Below are 22463 nucleotides of genomic sequence, written 5' to 3'. Positions count from 1 at the left end.
TTTGCAAATGTACCTTTATTTTATATTGAAATAAGAATAATTTCAAAAGCTTAGCTTATATGAGCTGTTTTTATGAACAAAATAACACCAGTAGTGTTTACTACTACTGGTGTTTTCACACGCATATTATTCAAAAGGTAGCTCGATTATAAAGTTTGTTCCCGCTCCTAATTGGCTTGTTACTAGAATAGAACCGTTATGCAATTCTACAATTTCCTTTGCAACAGCTAGCCCGATACCTTTTCCGCCTGTAGCTCGTGTTCTAGATTTATCGACACGATAAAAACGGTCAAATATATGCGGGATATCTTCTTCAGGAATACCTTCACCTTCATCTTGTACACTTATTGTAAAAGAATCTGTTTTTGTAAGTACACGTATCGTAATGGCTGTGTTTTCTGGCGAATGTTGATAAGCGTTGTGTAATAAATTTAACATAACTTGTTCCATACGTCTTTCGTCTATACAAACTTCTAAATCATCTTTGCAATATACATGAAGTTGCATTTGCTTATTTGTTAATGTTGTTTTTGTTTTTTCTACCATTCGTTCTAAAAATGGCTGAAGAAGCACTTTTTGTTTTTTTATAACAAATTGGTGTTGTTCTAATTGTACAAGCATAAATAAATCTTGGACGAGATCGGTTACACTATCCGTTTCATCCTCAATAATTTGTAAGTATTCTTCTCGCTCCTCTTTTGTTAAAGAGTCTCTCTTTGCTACCTTCGCATAACCTTTCATATAGGTCAATGGAGTTAATAGTTCATGAGCGACACTAGCGAGAAATTCATTGCGCTCTTTTTTCATATACGTAAGTTCACTCGATAAATCTTCAATTGTTTTTGCTAAACTTCCGAGTTCATCATTTCGTTTAATACCTAATTGAATTGGCTTGTTTAATTTTGACATTTTTTCTGTAGCTCTCTTCATTTTTACAAGTGGTTCTGTAATAACGCGTGAAAAAACAAAGACAGAAATTGTTGTTAAAATAATTGTTAAAACGCTAATGATAAGAAATTGGTTCATGAGTTTAAGTAACATATTTTCTAGGAAAGATGTTTTTAATAACATATATAGCTTTCCTTGAAACTTTGTTGTGTTAAGTGGGCTTACTGTTGTGATGAACTTTGATTTTTTCCAGTTCCTTTCAACGACCAATCCGCCGTCTGGGACAGTTTCTGTTTTACAAGTAAGTTGTTTTTGCATATCTTTTGTTACGGGTTCTGAGGTGGAAATAATTTTGCCGTTATGGTCAGTAATAATGATAGCTATATCGGAGTTAGAAATTGATTCCGATTCAACTAAGTGTGCAGCCTCATTCGTAATATCGAACTCAGGGTACACAGGACGTTTAGGATTTTTATTATGTTCAGCGTGTTTCATTTCTTTATAATATTCATCCCGTCTCTCGCGGCTTTTAATTTTTTTACTATAGCGATTACCTTTCTCTAAAAGAGCATCTGTTTCCTCTACAATACGCATTTTTGAAAGGCTTTTATAAAAAGATACGAAAGCAATTGTTTCAATACATAAAGCTAATATTAAAAAGTATGTCCCAATTTTAAGGGAAAGTTTACTCATTTTTTCACCATACCTTATTCATAATAAAGAGTCAGTGGTATACGATTTCCCACTGACCGAAGTAATTATTCACTTTTCCATTTATATCCGACTTTATAGACCGTTTCTAGGTAATCTTCAATCGGAAATCCTTTTTTGCGTAGTTTATCACGGATATTACGAATGTGTGAATCAATTGTTCTATATTCGATATCTGTTTCATAGCCCCAAATTTTTTCGATTAAATCATCTCGGCTATAAGCACGGTTTGTATTTTGTAAAAATAGTCCGAGTAACGAAAATTCGATAGGAGTTAATGAGATTTTTTCATCATAAACTGTGACAGTATGTTTCGTTTTATCCCACTCAATACCATTGAAACTAACAAAGCCATCTTTTTTTGTACGGCGTAATATAGCCTCGATTCGTGCGACTAATACATGCTCATCAAATGGTTTTGTAATATAATCATCTGCGCCCATCGTGAGGCCTTTCACCATATCGTAGTTTTGGTTGCGAGCTGTTAACATAATGATAGGAACGTTGGAAATTTGACGAATTTGATAGCAAGTATCCCATCCATCCATACTTGGCATCATAACATCTAATAAAATAATATCGAATTCTTTTTGTTCGATTAATTTTAGTGCTTCAAGGCCAGAGGTAGCTTTCATACAAAAATAGCCGCGAGGGCTTAAGAACAGATCTAATAATCGTAACATACGTTCTTCATCGTCTACTAATAAAATTTTTACCATAATCTTGTGCACCCCAAACTGTTCATTCTACTTGTATAGTTTACATGAAAATAATAAAAAACTCTTTTTATGTGATTGAATGGAGGGCTGATTTTTTCGCTCAGAGTAATTGACATAAAAAATGCACTAGTTTTGCACAACTATTTTTTATAATAGAAAACGTAGCGACACAAAATACCCTATGTTGCGACATAACGTCATGTCATTTTATTTATAAAATGACAATTCCATTCTATTGTGTATGTGAGATAGAGAGGGTTTTCGTATTCACCTCGCATCGGATAAGAAAAATTTCCTATCTCACACTTTTTTTAAAAGGAGATCATACACATGAATTCAAAAGAAGAAATTTCAAAAAAAGAAAAGCAAGATCGTAATACGGTTGTCATGTGTGTTGCCGTATCTATGGTTATTATTATAAGTTGCGTAAATAAAATTTTGGGGATTTTATAATATAAAAAAAGCTGATTGCTTCTTAAGAAGCAATCAGCTTTTTTCATTGTTAGGGGGAGTGTTCATATAATAAACCAAGGTAAAATTGCTAATCCAGAAGTTACAATTGCTGTAGTAAATATTAAAAGCATAGCTCGTTTGTTTTGTTTCATGTCACATTCTCCTCTACATATCAAGTACATGCGATCAGCGTGGGATGTAGTTCCCCACTGAGTAAAGTTTCACTTTATATTTTTAGTATAATGAATGGAAAGGTTTGGTACGATCGATAAAGGTGACATGAAGATTACATTGTTGTAATGAAAAAAGCATCTTTCTTAATAAAAAGATGCTTTTGGAAAACTATATTGAAGTATTAATCATTTAAGAACAGAACCATATGTTCCTCGTCCCAATATTGACCGTTATGTTTTAATGAACGCTCTTGTACGCCGTAAGTCTGGAAACCTAATGATTCATATAATTTTTTGGCACCAGCGTTACCAACTACAACATCGAGCATAAGTTGTTCTACATGTAATTTATCGGCATTTTCAATAATTGCTTTAATAAGAGCTCGTCCTGCTCCAAGGCCACGCGCTTTTGGGGAAACGAAAACGGAACCGATTTTTGCTTTATGTTCTTGTTTAATAAAAGGCTTTGTTTCTAAAGTAGCAATGCCGATTAAATCATCATCTTTGAAGACCCCTAGAGTATACTTATCCGGATTGCTTAATCGTTTTGCCATAGCAGCTACAGGATCCTCATGTTTCAAAACGTCTTCATAGGAAGAGCTAAAAGCTTCCGGGTTCTTCGTTAAACCTTCCATACAAACTTTTAAATATATTTCTGCGTCCTCTGTCGTTAATAAGCGAATTTCCATCGTTGTAACCTCCTTGGTCGATTTCAAATAAAATAAATCCATTACTTTTATAAGAGTGTGTATGTGTTTTGTTAGCAGTCTCTTTTAATTTGTAAAAGAATGAAAAGATATATGCTACAATGTTTTGTTTTTTAATATGTAATGAAATTATATATTAACTTTATTAACTATTCAAGTCTTTAATATATTACATTTTCATAACTAAAATAACTCCTCAATTGAGGAGTTATTTTAGTTATTCGATTGATAACCATCAATTCGATGTGGATGTGTGTAAATATTGCAGGATTCATTTCTGATAAATCCTACGACTGTAATGCCTAAATCGTGAGCGAGTTGCAATGCTAGTTTTGTTGGGGCAGATTTAGATAGAACAATTTCACATCCGATTTTTGAAACTTTGAGTAAAATTTCAGATGAAATACGTCCGCTAAATGCGATAATTTTTCCTTTAACAGATATATCGTTGCGCAAACAATGACCATATATTTTATCTAATGCATTATGTCTGCCAATATCCATTCTTGATAGGAGGATTTTGTTTCGATCACAGAGCGCGGTATTGTGAACACCGCCGGTTTGGCGAAAGGTAGTGGAAGATTGTTGTAACGTATTCATTAAGTAAAAGCATTCTTCAGGAGTCATTTTTACATGTATATCATGTAAGTCTTTTGCTTTTGCCGCATCGTTGACGAAAATAAAACCTTGTCTACCTTTTCCGCAGCAAGAAGTGATGTATCGTTTATTATATAAAGTTTGATAGAGCGGATTCACTTTTGATGATTTTACATGGACAATTCCGTTATCTTTTTGAACCCATATTTCTTCAACATCGTTATAGGAAGAAATAATCCCCTCAGAAATTAAAAAACCAATTACCATATCTTCAATATAATTTGGTGTGCATACGACTGTTACATATTCTTCACCATTCAATTTAATAGTAATAGGAGATTCTGTAACAATCTCATCCAGTTGTTTTGAAAATGTACCAGATTGATAACGTACAATTGTATAAGTCTCTTGCGTAGGCCCCATATTTAATTCCCCTTTTATATGTATTTCTCTCCCACATTTATCATAAAACAATGGGAAAAATAAAAACACCTATTAACAAGAAGATCACAGATTATTTTGGTTATTATTGTATATGTACGATATAATAGAACTGTAGAATAGTGATATTTTCAAGCTTTCGTAGTTCTACCTTATAACATCTAGAATCGACTTCATAAGAAAGTATTTGGGTAGAGCGTTTCAAAAATATGTATAGTAATGCGATTTTGAAAACGGATTCATGATTGTGTTGTACAGTTGGTTGTAAGGAGAGGGGAAACTATGGCAGAACAGACAGTCCGTGTAACCGTCGATGGTAAAGAATTTTCTGCATCAGGTGAAAAGACGATACTACAATTATTTAACGAGAGTAATTTGGAACATCCTCAAATTTGTCATGTACCAGAAGTAGATCCAATTCAAACTTGTGATACGTGTATTGTAGAAGTAAATGGAAAGTTATTGCGTGCTTGTTCAACGAAATTAGAGAACGGTATGCATATCGAAAGACAGTCCCAGCGTGCAAAAGAGGCACAGACTGAGGCAATGGATCGAATATTAGAGAATCATCTACTGTATTGTACCGTTTGTGATAACAATAATGGTAACTGTAAAGTCCACAATACAGTACATATGATGGGAATTGAGGAACAGAAATATCCGTATGAGCCAAAAGTAAGTGCGTGTGAAGTGGATATGTCACATCCGTTTTATCGATATGATCCAAATCAATGTATTGCTTGTGGACAGTGTGTAGAAGTATGTCAAAACTTACAAGTGAATGAAACTATATCAATAGACTGGAGCTTAGACCGTCCACGTGTTATATGGGACAATGGTGTAAGTATAAATGACTCATCTTGTGTAAGTTGCGGGCAATGTGTAACAGTATGTCCATGTAATGCGTTGATGGAGAAATCAATGTTAGGTGAAGCTGGATTCATGACAGGATTGAAACCGGATGTGTTAGATCCGATGATTGATTTTGTAAAGGATGTAGAGCCGGGATATAGTAGTATTTTAGCAGTTTCAGAAGTAGAGGCTGCGATGCGTAAGACGAAAGTGAATAAAACAAAAACAGTTTGTACATTTTGTGGTGTAGGTTGTTCATTTGAAGTATGGACGAAAGACCGCCACATTTTGAAAGTGCAGCCTGTTTCAGATGCGCCGGTTAACGGTATTTCAACATGTGTAAAAGGCAAATTTGGATGGGATTTTGTAAACAGTGAAGATCGTATTACAAAGCCATTAATTCGCCAAGGGGATATGTTTGTTGAAGCTTCATGGGAAGAGGCTCTTGAAGTTGTTGCATCCAATATGCAGCATATTAAATCAGAATATGGAAGTGATGCATTTGGGTTTATTTCTTCTTCGAAAGTAACGAATGAAGAAAATTATCTTATGCAAAAACTAGCCCGTCAAATATATGGAACGAATAATGTAGACAACTGTTCCCGTTATTGTCAATCTCCAGCAACAGACGGTTTATTTAAAACTGTCGGTATGGGCGGGGACGCTGGAACAGTGAAAGATATTGCGGAAGCAGGCCTTGTCATTATCGTTGGAGCAAATCCGACAGAAGGACATCCTGTACTTGCAACGCGTGTAAAACGTGCTCATAAATTACATGACCAAAAATTAATTGTGGCGGACCTTCGTAAACATGAAATGGCAGAGCGTGCGGATTTATTCATTCATCCGCGCCAAGGAACTGATTATGTATGGCTCGCTGGTATTACGAAATATATTATTGATCAAGATTGGCACGATAAAAAGTTCATAGCTGAAAATGTGAAGAATTTTGATGAATATAGCAAAATGGTAGAAAAGTATACGCTTGATTATACAGAAGAAATTACGGGGATTTCGAAAGAAAATCTGAAAGAAATGGCTCGTATGGTATATGAAGCAGATGGTACTTGTGTACTTTGGGGAATGGGTGTAACTCAAAATACTGGAGGAAGTACAACTTCAGCAGCAATTTCAAATCTATTGCTTGTTACAGGTAACTATCGTCGTCCTGGTGCAGGAGCATACCCATTACGCGGACATAATAACGTACAAGGCGCTTGTGATATGGCAACATTACCAAACTGGCTTCCAGGTTACCAAGCGGTTTCAGATGATGCACTCCGTGCGAAATTTGAAAAAGCATACGGTACTACAATTCCGAAAGCACCAGGCTTAAATAATATTGCAATGTTACTTGCGGCAGATGAAGGAAAACTGCGTGGTATGTATGTTATGGGTGAAGAAATGGCTTTAGTAGATTCGAATGCCAACCATGTACAACATATTTTAGCGAATTTAGATTTCCTTGTTGTTCAAGATATGTTCTTATCGAAAACAGCTCGTTTTGCTGATGTTATTTTACCGGCAGCACCAAGCTTAGAAAAAGAGGGAACATTTACGAATACAGAGCGCCGTATTCAAAGATTATATGAAGTATTGAAGCCGCTTGGTGATTCAAAGCCAGACTGGTGGATTTTACAAAAAGTAGCTCGTGCGCTTGGCGGGGACTGGAATTATGAAAGTCCAAGTGAAATCATGGATGAAATTGCATCGCTTGCACCTTTATATTCTCAGGCAACATACGATCGTTTAAAAGGATGGAATAGTTTATGTTGGGGTAGCCATGATGGTAGCGATACACCGCTATTATATGTGGACGGATTTAACTTCCCGGATAAACTAGCTCGTCTATCATTAGATGAATGGGTACCACCAGTTGTAGCGCCAGATGAGTATGATTTACTTTTAAATAATGGTCGTATGTTAGAACATTTCCACGAAGGGAATATGACGAATAAATCGGCTGGTATTTTATCTAAAGTATCTGAAGTGTTCGTTGAAATCTCACCTGAACTTGCCCTAGAGCGCAATGTGAAAGATGGTGGCCTTGTAGAATTAGCATCACCATTTGGGAAAATTAAAGTACAGGCACTTGTTACAGATCGTGTAACGGGGAAAGAGCTATATTTACCGATGCATGCAACGGTAAATGAAGAGGCAATCAATATTTTAACTGGAACGGCGACAGATCTTTATACGTGTACACCAGCGTACAAACAAACGATGGTAAAGATGCGTGTATTACGTGAAAAAGGGAATCGTCCGTTACCATCTTCAAACCCGAGAGATAAAAAGCGTAATCCGCAAAACGGTGTTGAAATCCAGCAAAAATGGCAAAGAAAACAATACGTATCACTTGTGGACTAGGGGGCGGAGATAGTGGCGAAAGAAATTACTGTAATTAAAAAGAAAGTTGTAACAGAGGAAGAACAGAAACAGCAAGTAGCAGATGAACTTCTAAATGAGCTATCTAATAATCGTGAAGCAGTAGAAGAAACGATGCAGCTTTTAGCACAGTTGCAGAAGGCTGGTATATTAGATGCGGCAATTAGTTTACTTGCTGCGAAGGAAGATGTTTCAAAAATCGCTGTGGAGCAATTAAATCGTGAACCCGTTAAAAATGCGTTAAATAATATGATGGGGGCAGGAGAAGCGTTATCTTCAGTTGACCCAGAAATAACGAAGCAAATTACGTCAAGTTTAGTTACAGGATTGCAATTTGCAACAGATGAATTAAATAGTGGTAAAAAAACAAAAGTGATGGATTTCTTTAAAGTATTAAAAGATCCAGATATCAATAGAGCTATTACATTCGGTTTTAGCTTCTTGAAAGCATTTGGACAAGGGCTAGAGAAAAAATAGAATAAATGAAAAAGTGATGGGAAGTAGCCATCACTTTTTTCATTATATGTATAAGTGTGTTCATGTTAAGCGGAATATATTATTATTAAAAAGATGGATTAGAACTGGAAATATGGAATCCATCTCAAATACCGTTTTAGAATTTGGAGGAATATATGCAACACCGTAAAAAACTATCTATACCAGGAGTAATGAGACATTCCTTTCAAACAGTTAAATTTGCCTTTTGGAATGTATTAACTTTTCAACTTGCTTATAAATTATTAGCAGCGATTGTGTTTGTTCCGCTATTTGGAATCATTTTTAATAAGTTATTGTATTTTGGTGGTTATGCAAATGCGACAAATGATGAATTATTAGCGTTTTTAAAGACGCCTTATGGCATCTTAGCAATCGTAATTTTATCATTGTTAGCACTGTTTCTTATCTTTACAGAATTTGCGGTGCTTATTATTATTTCGTATTTCGCTCATAAAAGACAGAAGGTGAAATTACGTCCGATTTTATATAAAACGGTAACGTATTTACCTACTCTTTTCACATATTGCTTACCAGGATTTATTTTATATGCTGTCGTATTGTTGCCTCTTTTAAATATGGGATATGAAACGGCATTAATCCCGCAAATTCAAATTCCTAACTTTATTACAGGAGAACTGTTTAAGACAACGATGGGACAAGTTGGTTATTACACGTTCTTTGCTGTAGTCGCGTATTTGAATCTTCGATGGATTTTCGTTCTACCTATTGTTGTTTTAGAGCAAAAACCATTTCGCGTGGCAGCACGTAAAAGTGCAACTTTAGTAAAGGAAAGCTTTTTTAAAGTACTATTCTTTTTAGTAGGATTTTTTATCTCAATTGGAATTGTATATGTCGTGTTTTTAGGAATGTATTTATTGTGCCTATGGGGTGTTTATGAATTTACAAACCCGAAAGGAACATTTGCATTATTAGCTGAATCAACGATTTCTGTATTTTTAACGAGTACATTGTATTTATTCAGCTTTATCGTGACGCCATTTTATATTATGGCGATTACGCGATTATACTTACAAAAGGTTCCAGTTGAGGATGTTTTATTAGAAGAAGGATTAGATTATTCGAAAACGAAAGCAGATAAATGTTTCTTCCAAAAACATCGTTGGAAATTCATTGGCGTATACATTGTAGGAATTATTACTGCGGGAATGGTCGTTGCCTTCATTGTAACGTTTATTTCAAATTCGTATAAAGAACCGATTATTATGGCGCACCGCGGGTATATATCAAAAGGCGTAGAAAATACGAAAGAAGCTGTGCAAGGTGCTATTGATGCAAAAGCAGACTACGCTGAAATAGATGTATTACAAACGAAAGACGGTGAGCTAGCGGTTATACATGATTTGAAGCTGAAACGTCTCGCAAATGCCAATGTACATGTGTCAGATTTAACGATGGCTGAGTTAAGGCAGCTTACCCTTAGTCAAGATGGACTTTCAGGACAAATAAGTACACTTGATGAAATCATTAAGCTAGCAAATGGCAAAATCAAACTTAATATAGAAGTGAAGCTTCATGGGGGCGAAAAAGATTTTGTAAACAAAGTCTTAAAAACGATTAAAGATAATGAATTTGAGAAGCAATGTGTAATTCAAACGTTACACTATCCACTTATTAAAGAGTTTAAGCGTGCAAATCCAGATATAAAAGTAGGGTATATACTGTATGCAAGTAGAGCTAACTTAAAGAATGTGAAGGCTGACTTTTACGTAGCAGAAGAATATATGTTAAATAAGAAATTAGTAAAAGAAGCAAGGAAGTTAAACAAACCAATTTACGTATGGACAGTAAATGATATGGAAAATTTAAAGGCATATTATAAGTTAAACGTAGATGGTATCATAACCGATTACCCTGAAGATGCACGTGAAACAATTAAGATGTTAAAAGAGCAAGAAGCGGAAGAAAGTGATCTGTTTGATAAAATTACTGAAACGACAGATGATTTATTTTCTAAGTTATTTATAAGTTACCCAGCTGCTAGCTAAATGCTAGTAGCTGTTTTTGTGTGAAAAGAATATATCTCTAAAGTATTGAGTAAAGTAATAACTGTATATGTATACGTTATCGCTTAGGTTTCTTACATTGTTAAATTATTGTCAAATAATAAATGATTGCTGTTTATTTTGAAGCAGTATAATAAAAATAGAGTGAAAGATAATGGAATGACACGAAACCCCTAATAGAATCAATGTTTTATATATTTACACTATTCTAAATATAAAAACTTTAGGAAAATGATATGTTAGCGTTTTCATAACTTTTAAGTTATGCTAGAATAAGGACATAAGTTATTAATTATTACAAAAAGAAAAAAGAATCTCTTTTTTCTGTTAATTATAAGGGGGCATTTCATTATGCGTATTGGGGTACCAGCAGAAATTAAAAACAACGAAAACCGTGTGGCAATGACACCAGCAGGTGTTGTACATTTAATTCGTAACAATCACGAAGTATTCATTCAAAAGGGTGCAGGTTTAGGGTCTGGTTTCACAGATGCTCAGTATGTTGAAGCGGGAGCAAAAATTGTTGATACAGCTGAAGAAGCTTGGAATATGGAAATGGTTATGAAAGTTAAGGAACCAATTGAAAGCGAATACAAACACTTCAGTGAAGGCTTAATCTTGTTCACATACTTACACTTAGCTCCGGAGCCAGAATTAACAAAAGCTTTAATCGAGAAAAAAGTTGTTTCTATCGCATATGAAACAGTACAATTAGAAAACCGTTCATTACCATTACTTGCACCTATGAGTGAAGTAGCTGGTCGTATGGCTGCACAAATTGGTGCACAATTCCTTGAGAAAAACAAAGGCGGTAAAGGTATCTTACTTGCAGGTGTTCCAGGGGTTAAACGTGGTAAAGTAACAATCATCGGTGGTGGACAAGCTGGTACAAATGCTGCTAAAATTGCAGTTGGACTAGGTGCGGATGTAACAATCATCGACTTAAGTGCAGAACGTCTTCGTCAATTAGATGACATTTTCGGAAACCAAGTAAAAACTTTAATGTCTAATCCTTACAATATTGCAGAAGCTGTTAAAGAGTCTGATCTTGTAATCGGTGCAGTATTAATCCCAGGTGCAAAAGCTCCAAAACTTGTAACAGAAGAAATGATTAAATCAATGGAACCAGGTTCTGTTGTTGTAGATATCGCGATTGACCAAGGTGGTATTTTCGAAACAACTGACCGTATTACAACTCATGATAACCCAACTTACGAAAAACACGGCGTTGTTCATTATGCAGTTGCAAACATGCCAGGTGCGGTTCCACGTACATCAACTCTTGCATTAACAAACGTAACAGTACCATATGCAGTACAAATTGCTAACAAAGGCTACAAAGAAGCTTGCCTAGGCAACTCTGCATTACTAAAAGGTATTAACACATTAGATGGCTATGTAACATTCGAAGCAGTTGCAGAAGCTCACGGTGTAGAGTACAAAGGTGCTAAAGAATTATTAGAAGCAGAAAAAGTATCTTGCTAATAGAAGCATTATACAAAACAAAATCGAACAATATATAAAACAACATGATAAGAGCTAAGAGTGAAGATCTCTTAGCTCTTCTTGGCAAAAGGGGGCATACATCGTGGCCAACCTATTTAAAAAGAAATCCGTTATGCAATTGTTAGGGGAAAGTAAAAGTAAAACTTTGACGAAAACGCTAGGGGCATTTGACCTAACAATGCTAGGGATTGGTGCGATAATTGGTACAGGAGTTCTAGTATTAACTGGATTAGTAGCAGCAAGAGATGCTGGTCCAGCAGTTATTTTTTCATTCATGATTGCAGCCATCGTTTGTGGATTTGCAGCATTATGTTACGCAGAGGTGGCTTCTACACTTCCTGTTTCAGGTAGTGTGTACACATACTCATATGCAACAATTGGTGAGTTTGTAGCTCATTTAATGGGATGGACATTACTATCCGTATATGTTGTAACGACTGCCGCAGTAGCTGGCGGATGGACTGGTTACTTCCATAACTTAGTGAGTGGATTAGGGCTTGAAATTCCAAAAGCACTGCTAACGATTCCGTCTCAAGGTGGTATGGTGAATTTACCAGCAGTTATCGTTACATTAGTTATAACTTGGTTATTATCAAGAGGTACGAAAGAAAGTAAACGCGTGAATAACATAATGGTATTAATTAAAATTGGTATCGTTGTTTTATTCATTGCAGTTGGTGTATTCTACGTGAAACCAGAAAACTGGATACCATTTGCACCGTACGGTTTAAGTGGAGTTTTCGCGGGGGGAGCAGCAGTATTCTTTGCTTTCTTAGGATTTGATGCATTAGCAACTTCTGCTGAAGAGGTAAAAAATCCGCAACGTGATCTACCGATTGGTATTATCGCTTCGTTAGTCATTTGTACAATCATTTATGTTGTAGTTTGTCTCGTTATGACGGGTATGGTTTCTTATAAAGAATTAGATGTACCAGAAGCTATGGCATATGTGTTAGAAGTTGTAGGACAAGATAAAGTAGCAGGTGTAATCGCAATTGGAGCTGTAATTGGTATTATGGCAGTAATTTTTGCTTACATTTATGCAACGACACGTGTATTCTTTGCGATGAGCCGTGACGGTTTATTGCCAGAATCTTTCGCGAAAATTAATAAAAAGACAGAAGCGCCAACATTTACAGTTTGGTTAACAGGAATTGGTAGTGCTTTAATTGCTGGATTTATCGATTTAAAAGAATTGTCGAATTTAGCGAATATTGGAGCGTTGTTAACATTTGCGATGGTTGGTGTGTCAGTTATTATTCTTCGTAAAACACATCCAAAATTACAACGTGGATTTATGGTACCACTTGTACCGATCTTGCCGATTATTTCGATTGCATGTTGTCTATTCTTAATGGTAAATCTACCATTAAAAACATGGATGTACTTCGGTGCTTGGTTAGCAATTGGAGTAGTTGTATACTTTGTTTATTCGAAAAAACATAGTCATTTAAAAGACGATGGAAGTTCGCAGGATAATTTAGAACAAGCTAATTAAAAGCTTAATTAAAAGGGATATAAGTATAGTAAGCCTTGTGCGTCTAGGGAGCGCGCAAGGCTTTTTCTTTTGTTGAAATAAAGGGAATGTATATTACTTTGTTGAATTTTTATGTCGGAATATGAAAAAGGGTGTGCGAATTGTGCATCCTTTTTTGTATGAGAATATAGAGGGTGCGGAAAATATGTATACGACTTATTAAAATGTGAACGGAATGTTCATAAAAAAAATTCAGATTTCATTGACACATATGAGTAGGCGCTCATATAATAAGAGTATAAGATATATGAATGATTGTTCATATGTTCAATTAAAGAGGTGAGCTATAATGGCTGGAAATAAAGTAGAAACACCACAAGAGACATGTTCTCAAACGATAATTCATGAAGAAGTTGTAGAGCAAGTAAAACAAACAATTCCAACTGATGAAAGTTTAAGTAAAGTAGCAGAACTATTTAAAGTATTAGGTGACCGTACACGTACGAGAATATTACATGCGCTATTTGAAGCTGAAATGTGCGTTTGTGATTTAGCTTATTTATTAGGAATGACACAATCATCTATTTCGCATCAGCTTCGTGTGTTAAAGCAAGCGAAACTTGTGAAGAATCGTAAAGAAGGAAAGGTTGTTTATTATTCGTTAGCTGACCAGCACGTAATTCATATCTTCGAGCAAGCGTTTGAACACGTAAACGAAGAAGAATAAAAAGAACGCGAGGAGGGAGAACGATGGCTGAAGCGTTAGTGAAAAAGAAACTGATGTTAGAAGGTTTAGATTGTGCGAATTGTGCAATGAAAATTGAAAAAGGTGTTGGGAATATAGAAGGAGTAAATTCTTGCTCTGTAAACTTTGCAACAAAGACAATGATTTTAGAAACGGCACAAAATAAAGAAAACGAAGTTGTTACGGAAGCAAAACAACTCGTTACAAAATTAGAACCGCATATTAAAGTGCAAGAAGAACAAAAAAATAAAATTGCTAAAGAAGTATTTATATTAGAAGGTTTAGATTGCGCGAACTGTGCAATGAAAATTGAAAATAAAGTTAAGGAAATGCCAGCTGTCTCAGAAGCAACTGTTGATTTCGTATCGAAGAAACTACGAGTAGAAGTTGCGAATAAAAGAGAACTAGAAGCGACTGTAGCAAATATAACAAATGTCGTTCAAAAGTTAGAGCCAGACGTGAAAGTTGTTCGTGAAGAGAAGAACGGTCATGACCACGGGCATAGTCATGATCATGGTGAAGCAAATGTGAAAAAGATGGTAGGGAGATTAGTGGTCGGCGGAATTTTGACAGCAATTGCTGCATTAGCGGGCTTACCACAAATGGTAACAATTCCGTTATTCGTCCTTGCTTATTTATTAATAGGTGGAGATATCGTTTGGAGAGCGGTAAGAAACATAACTCGTGGCCAAGTATTTGATGAAAACTTCTTAATGGCAATTGCAACTGTAGGAGCTTTTGCAATTCAACAATACTCAGAAGCTGTAGCAGTAATGCTATTTTATCAAGTAGGAGAACTATTCCAAAGCATTGCGGTAAACCGCTCTCGAAAATCAATTACTTCATTAATGGATATTCGTCCTGATTATGCGAATGTAAAGGTTGGAAATGAAACGAAACAAGTATCACCAGAAGATGTACAAATTGGCGATTATATTATCGTTAAGCCAGGTGAGAAAGTGCCGTTAGACGGAAAAGTAATTGAAGGAACATCAATGGTAGATACTTCAGCATTAACAGGTGAATCTGTACCACGTGAAGTTGAAGTTGGAAATGATGTATTAAGTGGCTTTGTGAACCAAAACGGTGTGTTGACAATTGAAGTTACAAAAGAATTCGGTGAATCAACTGTATCGAAAATTTTAGATTTAGTTCAAAATGCAAGCAGTAAAAAAGCACCAACGGAAAACTTTATTACGAAGTTTGCACGTTACTACACTCCAGTTGTAGTTATTACAGCGGCAATCATGGCGTTTATTCCACCACTTATTTTAGAAGGAGCTACATTCTCTGAGTGGATTTATAGAGCTTTAGTGTTCTTAGTAATCTCTTGTCCATGTGCGTTAGTTGTATCCATTCCTCTTGGATTCTTTGGAGGTATTGGTGGTGCATCTAAAAGTGGTGTGTTAGTAAAAGGTAGTAACTATTTAGAAGCTTTAAATGATGTGAAATATATTGTTTTTGACAAAACAGGAACATTAACAAAAGGTGTTTTCAAAGTTACAAAAATGGAACCGAGCGAAGGCACTACAAGTGAAGAGTTATTAGAGTATGCGGCATTTGCTGAAGTATATTCTAACCATCCAATTGCCCAATCTATTCGAAAGGCATATGGAAAATCAATTGATGAAAAAATAATCGATGATTATAACGAAATTTCTGGTCACGGTACAGTCGTAAAAGTACAAGGAAAAGAAATTTTTGCAGGTAATGCAAAATTAATGAGAAAAGAAAATATTGAATTTAAGCAACCAGAAACAGTAGGTACATTAGTTCACGTTGCTGTAGATGGAAGATATGCAGGTTATATTGTTATCTCTGATGAGGTAAAAGAGGATTCGAAACAAGCGATTCAAAAGTTAAAAGAACTAGGTATTAAAAAGACAGTAATGTTAACTGGTGATGCAAAACCAGTTGGTGAAGCTGTTGGTAAAGAATTAGGCTTAGATGAAGTTCATGCGGAATTACTACCGCAACAAAAAGTAGAAGAGATTGAAAAAATTGATGCAGCGAAGCACGGAAAAGAAAAAATTGCCTTCGTTGGTGACGGTATTAACGATACACCAGTATTAGCCCGTGCAGACGTTGGTATTGCGATGGGTGGTTTAGGGTCAGATGCAGCAATTGAAGCGGCAGACATCGTTATTATGACTGATGAGCCTTCAAAAATTGCGACAGCTGTAACAATTGCAAAACGCACAAGAAGTATAGTGTGGCAAAATATCATCTTTGCTCTAGGTGTAAAAGGGATCGTTTTATTACTTGGTGCCTTTGGTATTGCAACAATGTGGGAAGCTGTTTTCTCAGATGTTGGTGTGACACTACTTGCAGTGTTAAATGCAATGCGTGTATTACGAGTGAAAGATTTATAAAGAAGAGGACGCGAACCGCGTCCTCTTTTTTATTGGTGATTTTGTTGAAATTGACTCAATAAAATAATATCAAATATTATTTTACTTTAAAATAGTATAATATTAAAATTTACAAATAAAATACATTCGTCTTATTATTTTAATATATTTTTTACAAATATCCATATAGTATTGAAAAAACAGAGAAGGGAAAACTTCTCTGTTTACTTTTGTATGTTTTTTTCAACTTGTTCTCGAACTGTTTGAATGTAATTCATTTTATGATCCCAGCACTCTTGGCTTAAATCGACAGGGTATTCTTCAGGGTTTAAAGTTCGCATATATTCTTCCCAAAATAGAGAGAGGCTCTGTTCATTATATTTTTGAATATCTAATATACTTGGTAGTTCATATGTTCTTTCACCGTTAACGAAAATGTCTTTATGCAGTTCACGGGCTTCAAAGTTTGTTACGAATTTACTTATATATGTGTGAACTGGATGGAACATTTTTAAGCGCTCTTCTTTTCCTGGTTCTTCAGAATCTAACGCAATATAATCGCCTTCTGCATGATCGTTAACCCGATTGATAATACGATAAATTCGTTTCAGTCCTGGAGTGGTAATTTTTTCAGGGTTAGATGAAATTTTAATTGTATCATTTAATTTTCCGTCAGTATCTTCAATCGCAACGAGTTTGTAAACAGCCCCCAATGCAGGTTGCTCAAAGGACGTAATTAATTTCGTTCCAACGCCCCATACGTCAATTTTTGCTCCTTGAGATTTAAGGTGCATAATTGTGTATTCATCTAAATCGCTAGAAGCGATAATTTTTGTATTTGTAAACCCTGCTTCATCTAGTAGTTTTCGTGCCTTTTTCGATAAATAAGCCATATCACCACTATCAAGACGTATGCCATAGAAATCAATACGATCCCTAAATTCTTTTGCAACACGAATCGCATTTGGAACACCAGATTTCAATGTGTCATATGTATCAACGAGAAAGACGCACTTTTTATGAGTTTCAGCGTATTTTTTAAACGCGACGTATTCATCGCGATATGCTTGAACGAAAGAGTGAGCGTGTGTGCCAGCTACAGGAATCCCAAAGCGTTTCCCAGCACGAACGTTGCTTGTAGAGGAGAAACCACCAATAAAGGCAGCACGCGTCCCCCAAAGGGCAGCATCGAACTCATGGGCACGTCTTGTGCCGAACTCTAAAAGCTCATCATTACTTGCAGCATGTTTCATACGTGCTGCTTTTGTGGCAATTAATGTTTGGTAATTCACAATATTTAAGAGGGCAGTCTCAATAATTTGTGCTTCACCAAGTGGTGCATCAACACGTAATAAAGGCTCGTTATTAAATACAACTTCACCTTCTTGCATACTGCGAATCGTCCCAGTGAATTTCATATTTTGTAAATAATGAAGGAATTCTTCTTCGAATTGTAATTCTGCTAAGTAAGCGATATCGCTTTCAGTAAAACTGAAATTTTCTATGTACTCTACAATTTTCTCAAGGCCAGCAAAAACAGCGTAGCCGTTCTCAAATGGAAGCTTTCGAAAATATAAATCAAAAACAGAACGGCGATTATGAATACCATCTTTCCAATATGTATAAGCCATGTTGATTTGATATAGGTCTGTATGTAAGGCATAACTATCGTCTTTATAATGAGTCATCGCAAGAACACCTCCATAATTTGGTTATAGTATACCAATTTTTCACCATTCGTAGCAAAGAAGAGATATTGATGTGAAGTCAAGAGAGAAAAAAATGAAATTATGCATATTTTTTAGAAAATTTATATTTATCAATTTATATTTCTCCAAATTTTATGTATTATTAGAGTAATGGGGGTAATGAGAATGGAGGAGGACAATGCAACAAACATTAGAAAAAATAGGCAAACAAGTCTTTTATAAACGGCTCCAGCAAAAAATGACACAAGAAGAATTATGTCAGGGCATTTGTTCTGTCTCATACTTAAGTAAGATCGAAAATGGAAAGATCGAAGCATCAGAAGAAATTCTACAATTGCTCTGCACAAGACTAGAAATTGCTGTGACGGATTTGAGAGATGTAGAAGAAGATGTGAAGGGGAAGCTAGATGAATGGTTAAATGCACTAGTTCATTTAGACAAGCAACAAGTAGAACGTATATATGAAGAGTTGCAAGGTGAAATGAAGCATGTGTTGGATTTTGAAATTATAAATTATTATAAGTTACTTTATACGCGGTATTTAATGATGAAGCGAGATTTACCTGCTGTAGAGGAAGAATTGGATAAGTTGAAAAAGGTATATAAGAAATACTCACCTTTTCAGAAGATGTTATATACGTATAATAAGGCGTTGTTATATTCTGTGCAGTACAAATATACACAAGCATTAGAATACTTGTTAAAGACAGAAGCGATGGCGAAAGAGTTAGGTTATTATGAAACAGGAATATATTATAATTTAGCGCTAACTTATAGTCAGATGGAAATAGACCACATGACATTATACTTTGCTAACGTGGCATTAGAAGGCTTTAAAAGTGAATATAAATTTAGAAATATAATTAATTGCAAGTTTTTAATTGCTTTTAGTTACACTAGAAAAACAATATAACGAAGCTATGGAAATTTATAATCATATCATAAGGAAGCGACTTCTTTTGCTGATAAAGATAATATTCTATCTATTGCTTTGAATAATATTGGTTACCTGTATTATCGTCAAAAAAATTATACCAAGGCAAAAGAGTATTATATAGAATGTTTAAAGTATAAAAAAGAAGAGGATATGAACTATATTGATGCTATGTATGAGCTTTCGTTACAGTGTATTCAATTAGGAGAAATCGAGGAAGCGGCTAAATGGATTGAAAAAGGCATCATTGCCGCAAGGAAAGATGATAGATATAAAGGGATGCTATATTTATTATTAAGTTTACGATATAAGTATTTTGAAGAAAGAGATGTTTATAAAAAATTTCTAGAAATAGAAGTAGTTCCTTTCTTTAAAGCAGAGGAAAATATAAAAGATTTAAAGAAAATATACTTAGAACTAGCTGAATACTTAGAAGAATGTTCAGATTTTAAAGAAAGTAATCGCTACTATAAGTTAGCGATAAACTTATTAGAAGAATAAGGAGGAGAAATAGTATGAAAAAGTTAATTGCAGGAACATTTGTAGTTATGGCGATTGCGGCGGTGGTATTGGATATTCAGTATGCGTGGAAGCCAGATACTCTTGGCCAAGAAGCTAAAACAGTTCAACAAATTAATTCATAATTGAAACCCCTTTCCAACCGGAAAGGGGTTTTTCAATATTTGTTCCTCAAAATTCTACAAAACTTGAGAAAATAATTATTTGAATTTTTAGTATATTAATAGTGGAAACATAATGCTAATATAAAACTACTCTTTTTCAAAAAAATTTTTTATTAGGGGGAAGGTTCATGAAAAAGAAAAGTTTAGCGTTAGTGTTAGCGACAGGAATGGCAGTTACAACATTTGGAGGGACAGGCTCTGCATTTGCGGATTCTAAAAATGTACTCTCTACGAAGAAGTACAATGAGACAGTACAGTCACCTGAGTTTATTTCTGGTGATCTAACTGGAGCGACTGGTAAGAAAGCGGAATCTGTTGTGTTTGATTACTTAAATGCAGCAAAAGGTGATTACAAGCTAGGGGAAAAGAGTGCGCAAGATTCTTTCAAAGTGAAACAAGTGAAGAAAGATGCTGTAACTGATTCAACAGTAGTACGTATGCAACAAGTTTACGAAGGAGTACCTGTATGGGGTTCTACTCAAGTAGCTCACGTAAGTAAAGACGGTTCTTTAAAAGTATTGTCTGGAACAGTTGCACCTGATTTAGACAAGAAGGAAAAGTTGAAAAATAAAAATAAGATTGAAGGCGCAAAAGCGATTGAAATCGCGCAGCAAGATTTAGGGGTAACACCGAAATATGAGGTAGAACCAAAAGCGGACTTATATGTATATCAAAATGGTGAAGAAACAACATATGCATACGTTGTAAATCTAAACTTCTTAGATCCAAGTCCAGGAAACTACTACTATTTCATTGAAGCAGACAGCGGTAAAGTATTAAATAAATATAATAAATTGGATCATGTAACAAATGAAGATAAATCACCAGTTAAGCAAGAGGCTCCTAAACAGGATGCGAAAGCAGTAGTAAAACCTGTAACAGGAACAAATAAAGTAGGAACTGGTAAAGGTGTATTAGGAGATACAAAATCACTTAATACAACGTTATCTGGTTCATCTTACTACTTGCAAGATAATACGCGCGGGGCAACAATTTTCACATATGATGCGAAAAATCGTACTACATTGCCAGGAACTTTATGGGTAGATGCAGATAATGTTTTCAATGCAGCGTATGATGCAGCAGCAGTAGATGCTCATTACTATGCAGGTAGAACATATGATTATTATAAAGCTACATTTAACAGAAACTCTATTAATGATGCAGGAGCTCCGTTAAAATCGACAGTTCATTACGGAAGTAAGTATAATAATGCATTCTGGAATGGCTCACAAATGGTATACGGAGATGGTGATGGTGTAACATTCACTTCATTATCTGGTGGAATTGATGTAATTGGTCACGAATTAACGCATGCTGTTACTGAAAATAGCTCGGACTTAATTTATCAAAATGAATCAGGAGCGCTAAATGAAGCAATTTCTGATATTTTTGGTACTTTAGTAGAATTCTATGATAACCGTAACCCGGATTGGGAGATTGGTGAAGATATTTATACGCCTGGTAAAGCAGGAGATGCGCTTCGCTCTATGAGTGATCCAGCGAAATACGGTGATCCAGACCATTATTCTAAGCGTTACACTGGTACTAGTGATAACGGTGGGGTTCATACAAACAGTGGTATCATTAACAAACAAGCTTATTTATTAGCAAATGGTGGTACGCATTCGGGTGTAACTGTAACGGGCATTGGTAAAGATAAGTTAGGTGCAATTTATTACCGTGCAAATACACAATATTTCACGCAATCTACTACATTTAGCCAAGCTCGTGCTGGTGCAGTACAAGCTGCAGCTGATTTATATGGTGCTACTTCTGCGGAAGTAGCAGCAGTTAAGCAATCATTTAGTGCTGTTGGTATTAACTAAGGATTTAAAGGATAGCTATTAATAAAATACCTCAAAAATAAAGAAGGAGCCTATGCTCCTTCTTTATTTTTTTCTCCATTTTTTCCACAAATAATATAATCCGATACAACCTGCAATTGTCACAATCCACTTTGCTTCATTTGTTCCGTTCATGACATGATAGGCAGAATATACTTCGATTAACAATGCCGGTATTTTCCCTATTGTGCTGGCAATACTGAAGGAGAGTAATGACATCTTACCTAGAGCCGCAAATAAAGTCACGATACTTGATGGGATGAAAGGTATCAAGCGAAACGATAGAACGAGTAGAAAGGCCTCTCTACCTTCTACATAAAGAAGACGCTCTACCTTTGGATATTTATTTACTTTATCGTGAGTGAACTTTTGAAGGCCCATGCGGTAAATATAAAACGAGATAATAGCCCCTAATGCTTCGCCTACGATCGAAATAACAGTACCATTTGTTACGCCAAAGAGCTGTATATTAATGGCGGTTAAAAAAATACTAGGGATAAAACCTAAAAGACTAATGATGATGTTAATTAAGATACTAAGTGGAATTGCGATTGAATAGTATTCTGTTAAGAAATTTTGAATCGTTTCAGCCATTGTTTAAAATCCTTTATCTTTTTTTGCATTACACCACATTTCGTTTGTATAGGCAAGGGTAAATTTACATAATGTAGAAAAACGTTGATAAGAAGGGTGTTTTATACCTTATATGGGTATTGGGTATATAAAAATAGGGTATTTTAAAATATTTTTAAAAATACTATAA

The 22463-nt window shown here is 35.2% G+C and carries 16 protein-coding genes and 1 pseudogene; 11 read left to right on the top strand and 6 right to left on the bottom strand.

The genetic code is table 11. The features are described from left to right. Positions 1-126 precede the first annotated feature (126 nt). Positions 127-1581 carry a HAMP domain-containing sensor histidine kinase gene (locus tag IQ781_RS12645; protein WP_000041023.1) on the bottom strand — a complete coding sequence of 485 codons (1455 nt, stop codon included), beginning with the start codon at positions 1579-1581 and terminating at the stop codon, positions 127-129. Positions 1582-1646: 65 nt separating this feature from the next. Beyond that, entirely contained in the window at positions 1647-2318 is a 672-nt protein-coding gene (locus tag IQ781_RS12640) for a response regulator transcription factor (protein WP_000238957.1), read from the bottom strand. 330 nt (positions 2319-2648) lie between these two features. Here IQ781_RS12640 and IQ781_RS28170 point away from each other — a divergent pair, with 330 nt between their 5' ends. After that, positions 2649-2771: a hypothetical protein gene (locus tag IQ781_RS28170; RefSeq protein WP_001085006.1), complete on the top strand. Its 123-nt coding sequence runs from the start codon at positions 2649-2651 to the stop codon at positions 2769-2771. 355 nt (positions 2772-3126) lie between these two features. Here the strand turns inward: IQ781_RS28170 and IQ781_RS12635 are convergent, their stop codons facing one another. Further along, the gene (locus IQ781_RS12635; RefSeq protein ID WP_000405868.1) at positions 3127-3633 is read right to left on the bottom strand and encodes a GNAT family N-acetyltransferase; all 507 of its coding nucleotides are present in this window, start codon (positions 3631-3633) and stop codon (positions 3127-3129) included. A gap of 231 nt (positions 3634-3864) precedes the next feature. Further along, positions 3865-4671, bottom strand: a complete 807-nt coding sequence (gene fdhD / locus IQ781_RS12630) for a formate dehydrogenase accessory sulfurtransferase FdhD (protein ID WP_000529234.1) — start codon at positions 4669-4671, stop codon at positions 3865-3867. 300 nt (positions 4672-4971) lie between these two features. Between fdhD and fdhF the strand changes: the two genes are divergently transcribed. From fdhF to IQ781_RS12595, 7 genes are all read left to right on the top strand, one after another. Then, complete coding sequence (fdhF, locus tag IQ781_RS12625; RefSeq protein ID WP_139847083.1) at positions 4972-7908, top strand: formate dehydrogenase subunit alpha; 2937 nt, start codon at positions 4972-4974, stop codon at positions 7906-7908. Between the two features lie 12 nt (positions 7909-7920). Further along, complete coding sequence (locus IQ781_RS12620; protein WP_001040540.1) at positions 7921-8403, top strand: helical membrane plugin domain-containing protein; 483 nt, start codon at positions 7921-7923, stop codon at positions 8401-8403. Between the two features lie 155 nt (positions 8404-8558). Next, positions 8559-10430 (top strand): glycerophosphodiester phosphodiesterase, encoded by a 1872-nt coding sequence (locus tag IQ781_RS12615; protein WP_001164717.1) that lies wholly within the window; start codon positions 8559-8561, stop codon positions 10428-10430. Positions 10431-10799: 369 nt separating this feature from the next. Further along, entirely contained in the window at positions 10800-11933 is a 1134-nt protein-coding gene (ald, locus tag IQ781_RS12610) for an alanine dehydrogenase (protein WP_139847082.1), read from the top strand. 103 nt (positions 11934-12036) lie between these two features. Continuing rightward, positions 12037-13452, top strand: coding sequence for an amino acid permease (locus tag IQ781_RS12605; RefSeq protein WP_139847081.1), 1416 nt, complete (start codon positions 12037-12039; stop codon positions 13450-13452). 328 nt (positions 13453-13780) lie between these two features. Next, on the top strand, positions 13781-14158 hold the full coding sequence (locus tag IQ781_RS12600; RefSeq protein ID WP_000918378.1) for an ArsR/SmtB family transcription factor: 378 nt from the start codon (positions 13781-13783) through the stop codon (positions 14156-14158). A 23-nt stretch (positions 14159-14181) separates the two neighbouring features. Continuing rightward, positions 14182-16548: a heavy metal translocating P-type ATPase gene (locus tag IQ781_RS12595; protein ID WP_139847080.1), complete on the top strand. Its 2367-nt coding sequence runs from the start codon at positions 14182-14184 to the stop codon at positions 16546-16548. Positions 16549-16751: 203 nt separating this feature from the next. Here IQ781_RS12595 and IQ781_RS12590 read toward each other — a convergent pair whose 3' ends face one another. Further along, on the bottom strand, positions 16752-18215 hold the full coding sequence (locus IQ781_RS12590; RefSeq protein ID WP_050252157.1) for a nicotinate phosphoribosyltransferase: 1464 nt from the start codon (positions 18213-18215) through the stop codon (positions 16752-16754). Between the two features lie 199 nt (positions 18216-18414). On the opposite strand from IQ781_RS12590, the pseudogene IQ781_RS12585 reads away from it, so the two are divergent. From IQ781_RS12585 to IQ781_RS12575, 3 genes and pseudogenes are all read left to right on the top strand, one after another. Beyond that, a pseudogene (locus IQ781_RS12585) lies at positions 18415-19671 on the top strand (tetratricopeptide repeat protein). A 14-nt stretch (positions 19672-19685) separates the two neighbouring features. After that, entirely contained in the window at positions 19686-19814 is a 129-nt protein-coding gene (locus IQ781_RS12580) for an NprX family peptide pheromone (RefSeq protein ID WP_000733137.1), read from the top strand. A 167-nt stretch (positions 19815-19981) separates the two neighbouring features. After that, positions 19982-21682, top strand: coding sequence for a M4 family metallopeptidase (locus IQ781_RS12575; RefSeq protein ID WP_000730383.1), 1701 nt, complete (start codon positions 19982-19984; stop codon positions 21680-21682). Positions 21683-21745: 63 nt separating this feature from the next. Here the strand turns inward: IQ781_RS12575 and IQ781_RS12570 are convergent, their stop codons facing one another. Beyond that, on the bottom strand, positions 21746-22294 hold the full coding sequence (locus IQ781_RS12570) for a TVP38/TMEM64 family protein (RefSeq protein ID WP_000852226.1): 549 nt from the start codon (positions 22292-22294) through the stop codon (positions 21746-21748). Between the last annotated feature and the right edge of the window lie 169 nt (positions 22295-22463).

Source organism: Bacillus sp. N447-1 (assembly GCF_022701035.1).
Taxonomy (GTDB): domain Bacteria; phylum Bacillota; class Bacilli; order Bacillales; family Bacillaceae_G; genus Bacillus_A; species Bacillus_A cereus.
Note: the sequence above shows the minus strand (reverse complement) of the source record. Positions and strands in the feature narration are given on the sequence as shown.

What these genes read in the sequence shown, in the direction of transcription:
- IQ781_RS12580 (WP_000733137.1), top strand. Translation starts at nt 19,686, where the DNA reads ATGAAAAAGTTAATTGCAGGAACATTTGTAGTTATGGCGATTGCGGCG.
- IQ781_RS12615 (WP_001164717.1), top strand. Translation starts at nt 8,559, where the DNA reads ATGCAACACCGTAAAAAACTATCTATACCAGGAGTAATGAGACATTCC.
- IQ781_RS12595 (WP_139847080.1), top strand. Translation starts at nt 14,182, where the DNA reads ATGGCTGAAGCGTTAGTGAAAAAGAAACTGATGTTAGAAGGTTTAGAT.
- IQ781_RS12590 (WP_050252157.1), bottom strand. Translation starts at nt 18,215, where the DNA reads ATGACTCATTATAAAGACGATAGTTATGCCTTACATACAGACCTATAT.
- fdhF (WP_139847083.1), top strand. Translation starts at nt 4,972, where the DNA reads ATGGCAGAACAGACAGTCCGTGTAACCGTCGATGGTAAAGAATTTTCT.
- IQ781_RS12640 (WP_000238957.1), bottom strand. Translation starts at nt 2,318, where the DNA reads ATGGTAAAAATTTTATTAGTAGACGATGAAGAACGTATGTTACGATTA.
- IQ781_RS12600 (WP_000918378.1), top strand. Translation starts at nt 13,781, where the DNA reads ATGGCTGGAAATAAAGTAGAAACACCACAAGAGACATGTTCTCAAACG.
- IQ781_RS12575 (WP_000730383.1), top strand. Translation starts at nt 19,982, where the DNA reads ATGAAAAAGAAAAGTTTAGCGTTAGTGTTAGCGACAGGAATGGCAGTT.
- IQ781_RS12645 (WP_000041023.1), bottom strand. Translation starts at nt 1,581, where the DNA reads ATGAGTAAACTTTCCCTTAAAATTGGGACATACTTTTTAATATTAGCT.
- IQ781_RS12570 (WP_000852226.1), bottom strand. Translation starts at nt 22,294, where the DNA reads ATGGCTGAAACGATTCAAAATTTCTTAACAGAATACTATTCAATCGCA.
- IQ781_RS28170 (WP_001085006.1), top strand. Translation starts at nt 2,649, where the DNA reads ATGAATTCAAAAGAAGAAATTTCAAAAAAAGAAAAGCAAGATCGTAAT.
- IQ781_RS12635 (WP_000405868.1), bottom strand. Translation starts at nt 3,633, where the DNA reads ATGGAAATTCGCTTATTAACGACAGAGGACGCAGAAATATATTTAAAA.
- ald (WP_139847082.1), top strand. Translation starts at nt 10,800, where the DNA reads ATGCGTATTGGGGTACCAGCAGAAATTAAAAACAACGAAAACCGTGTG.
- fdhD (WP_000529234.1), bottom strand. Translation starts at nt 4,671, where the DNA reads ATGGGGCCTACGCAAGAGACTTATACAATTGTACGTTATCAATCTGGT.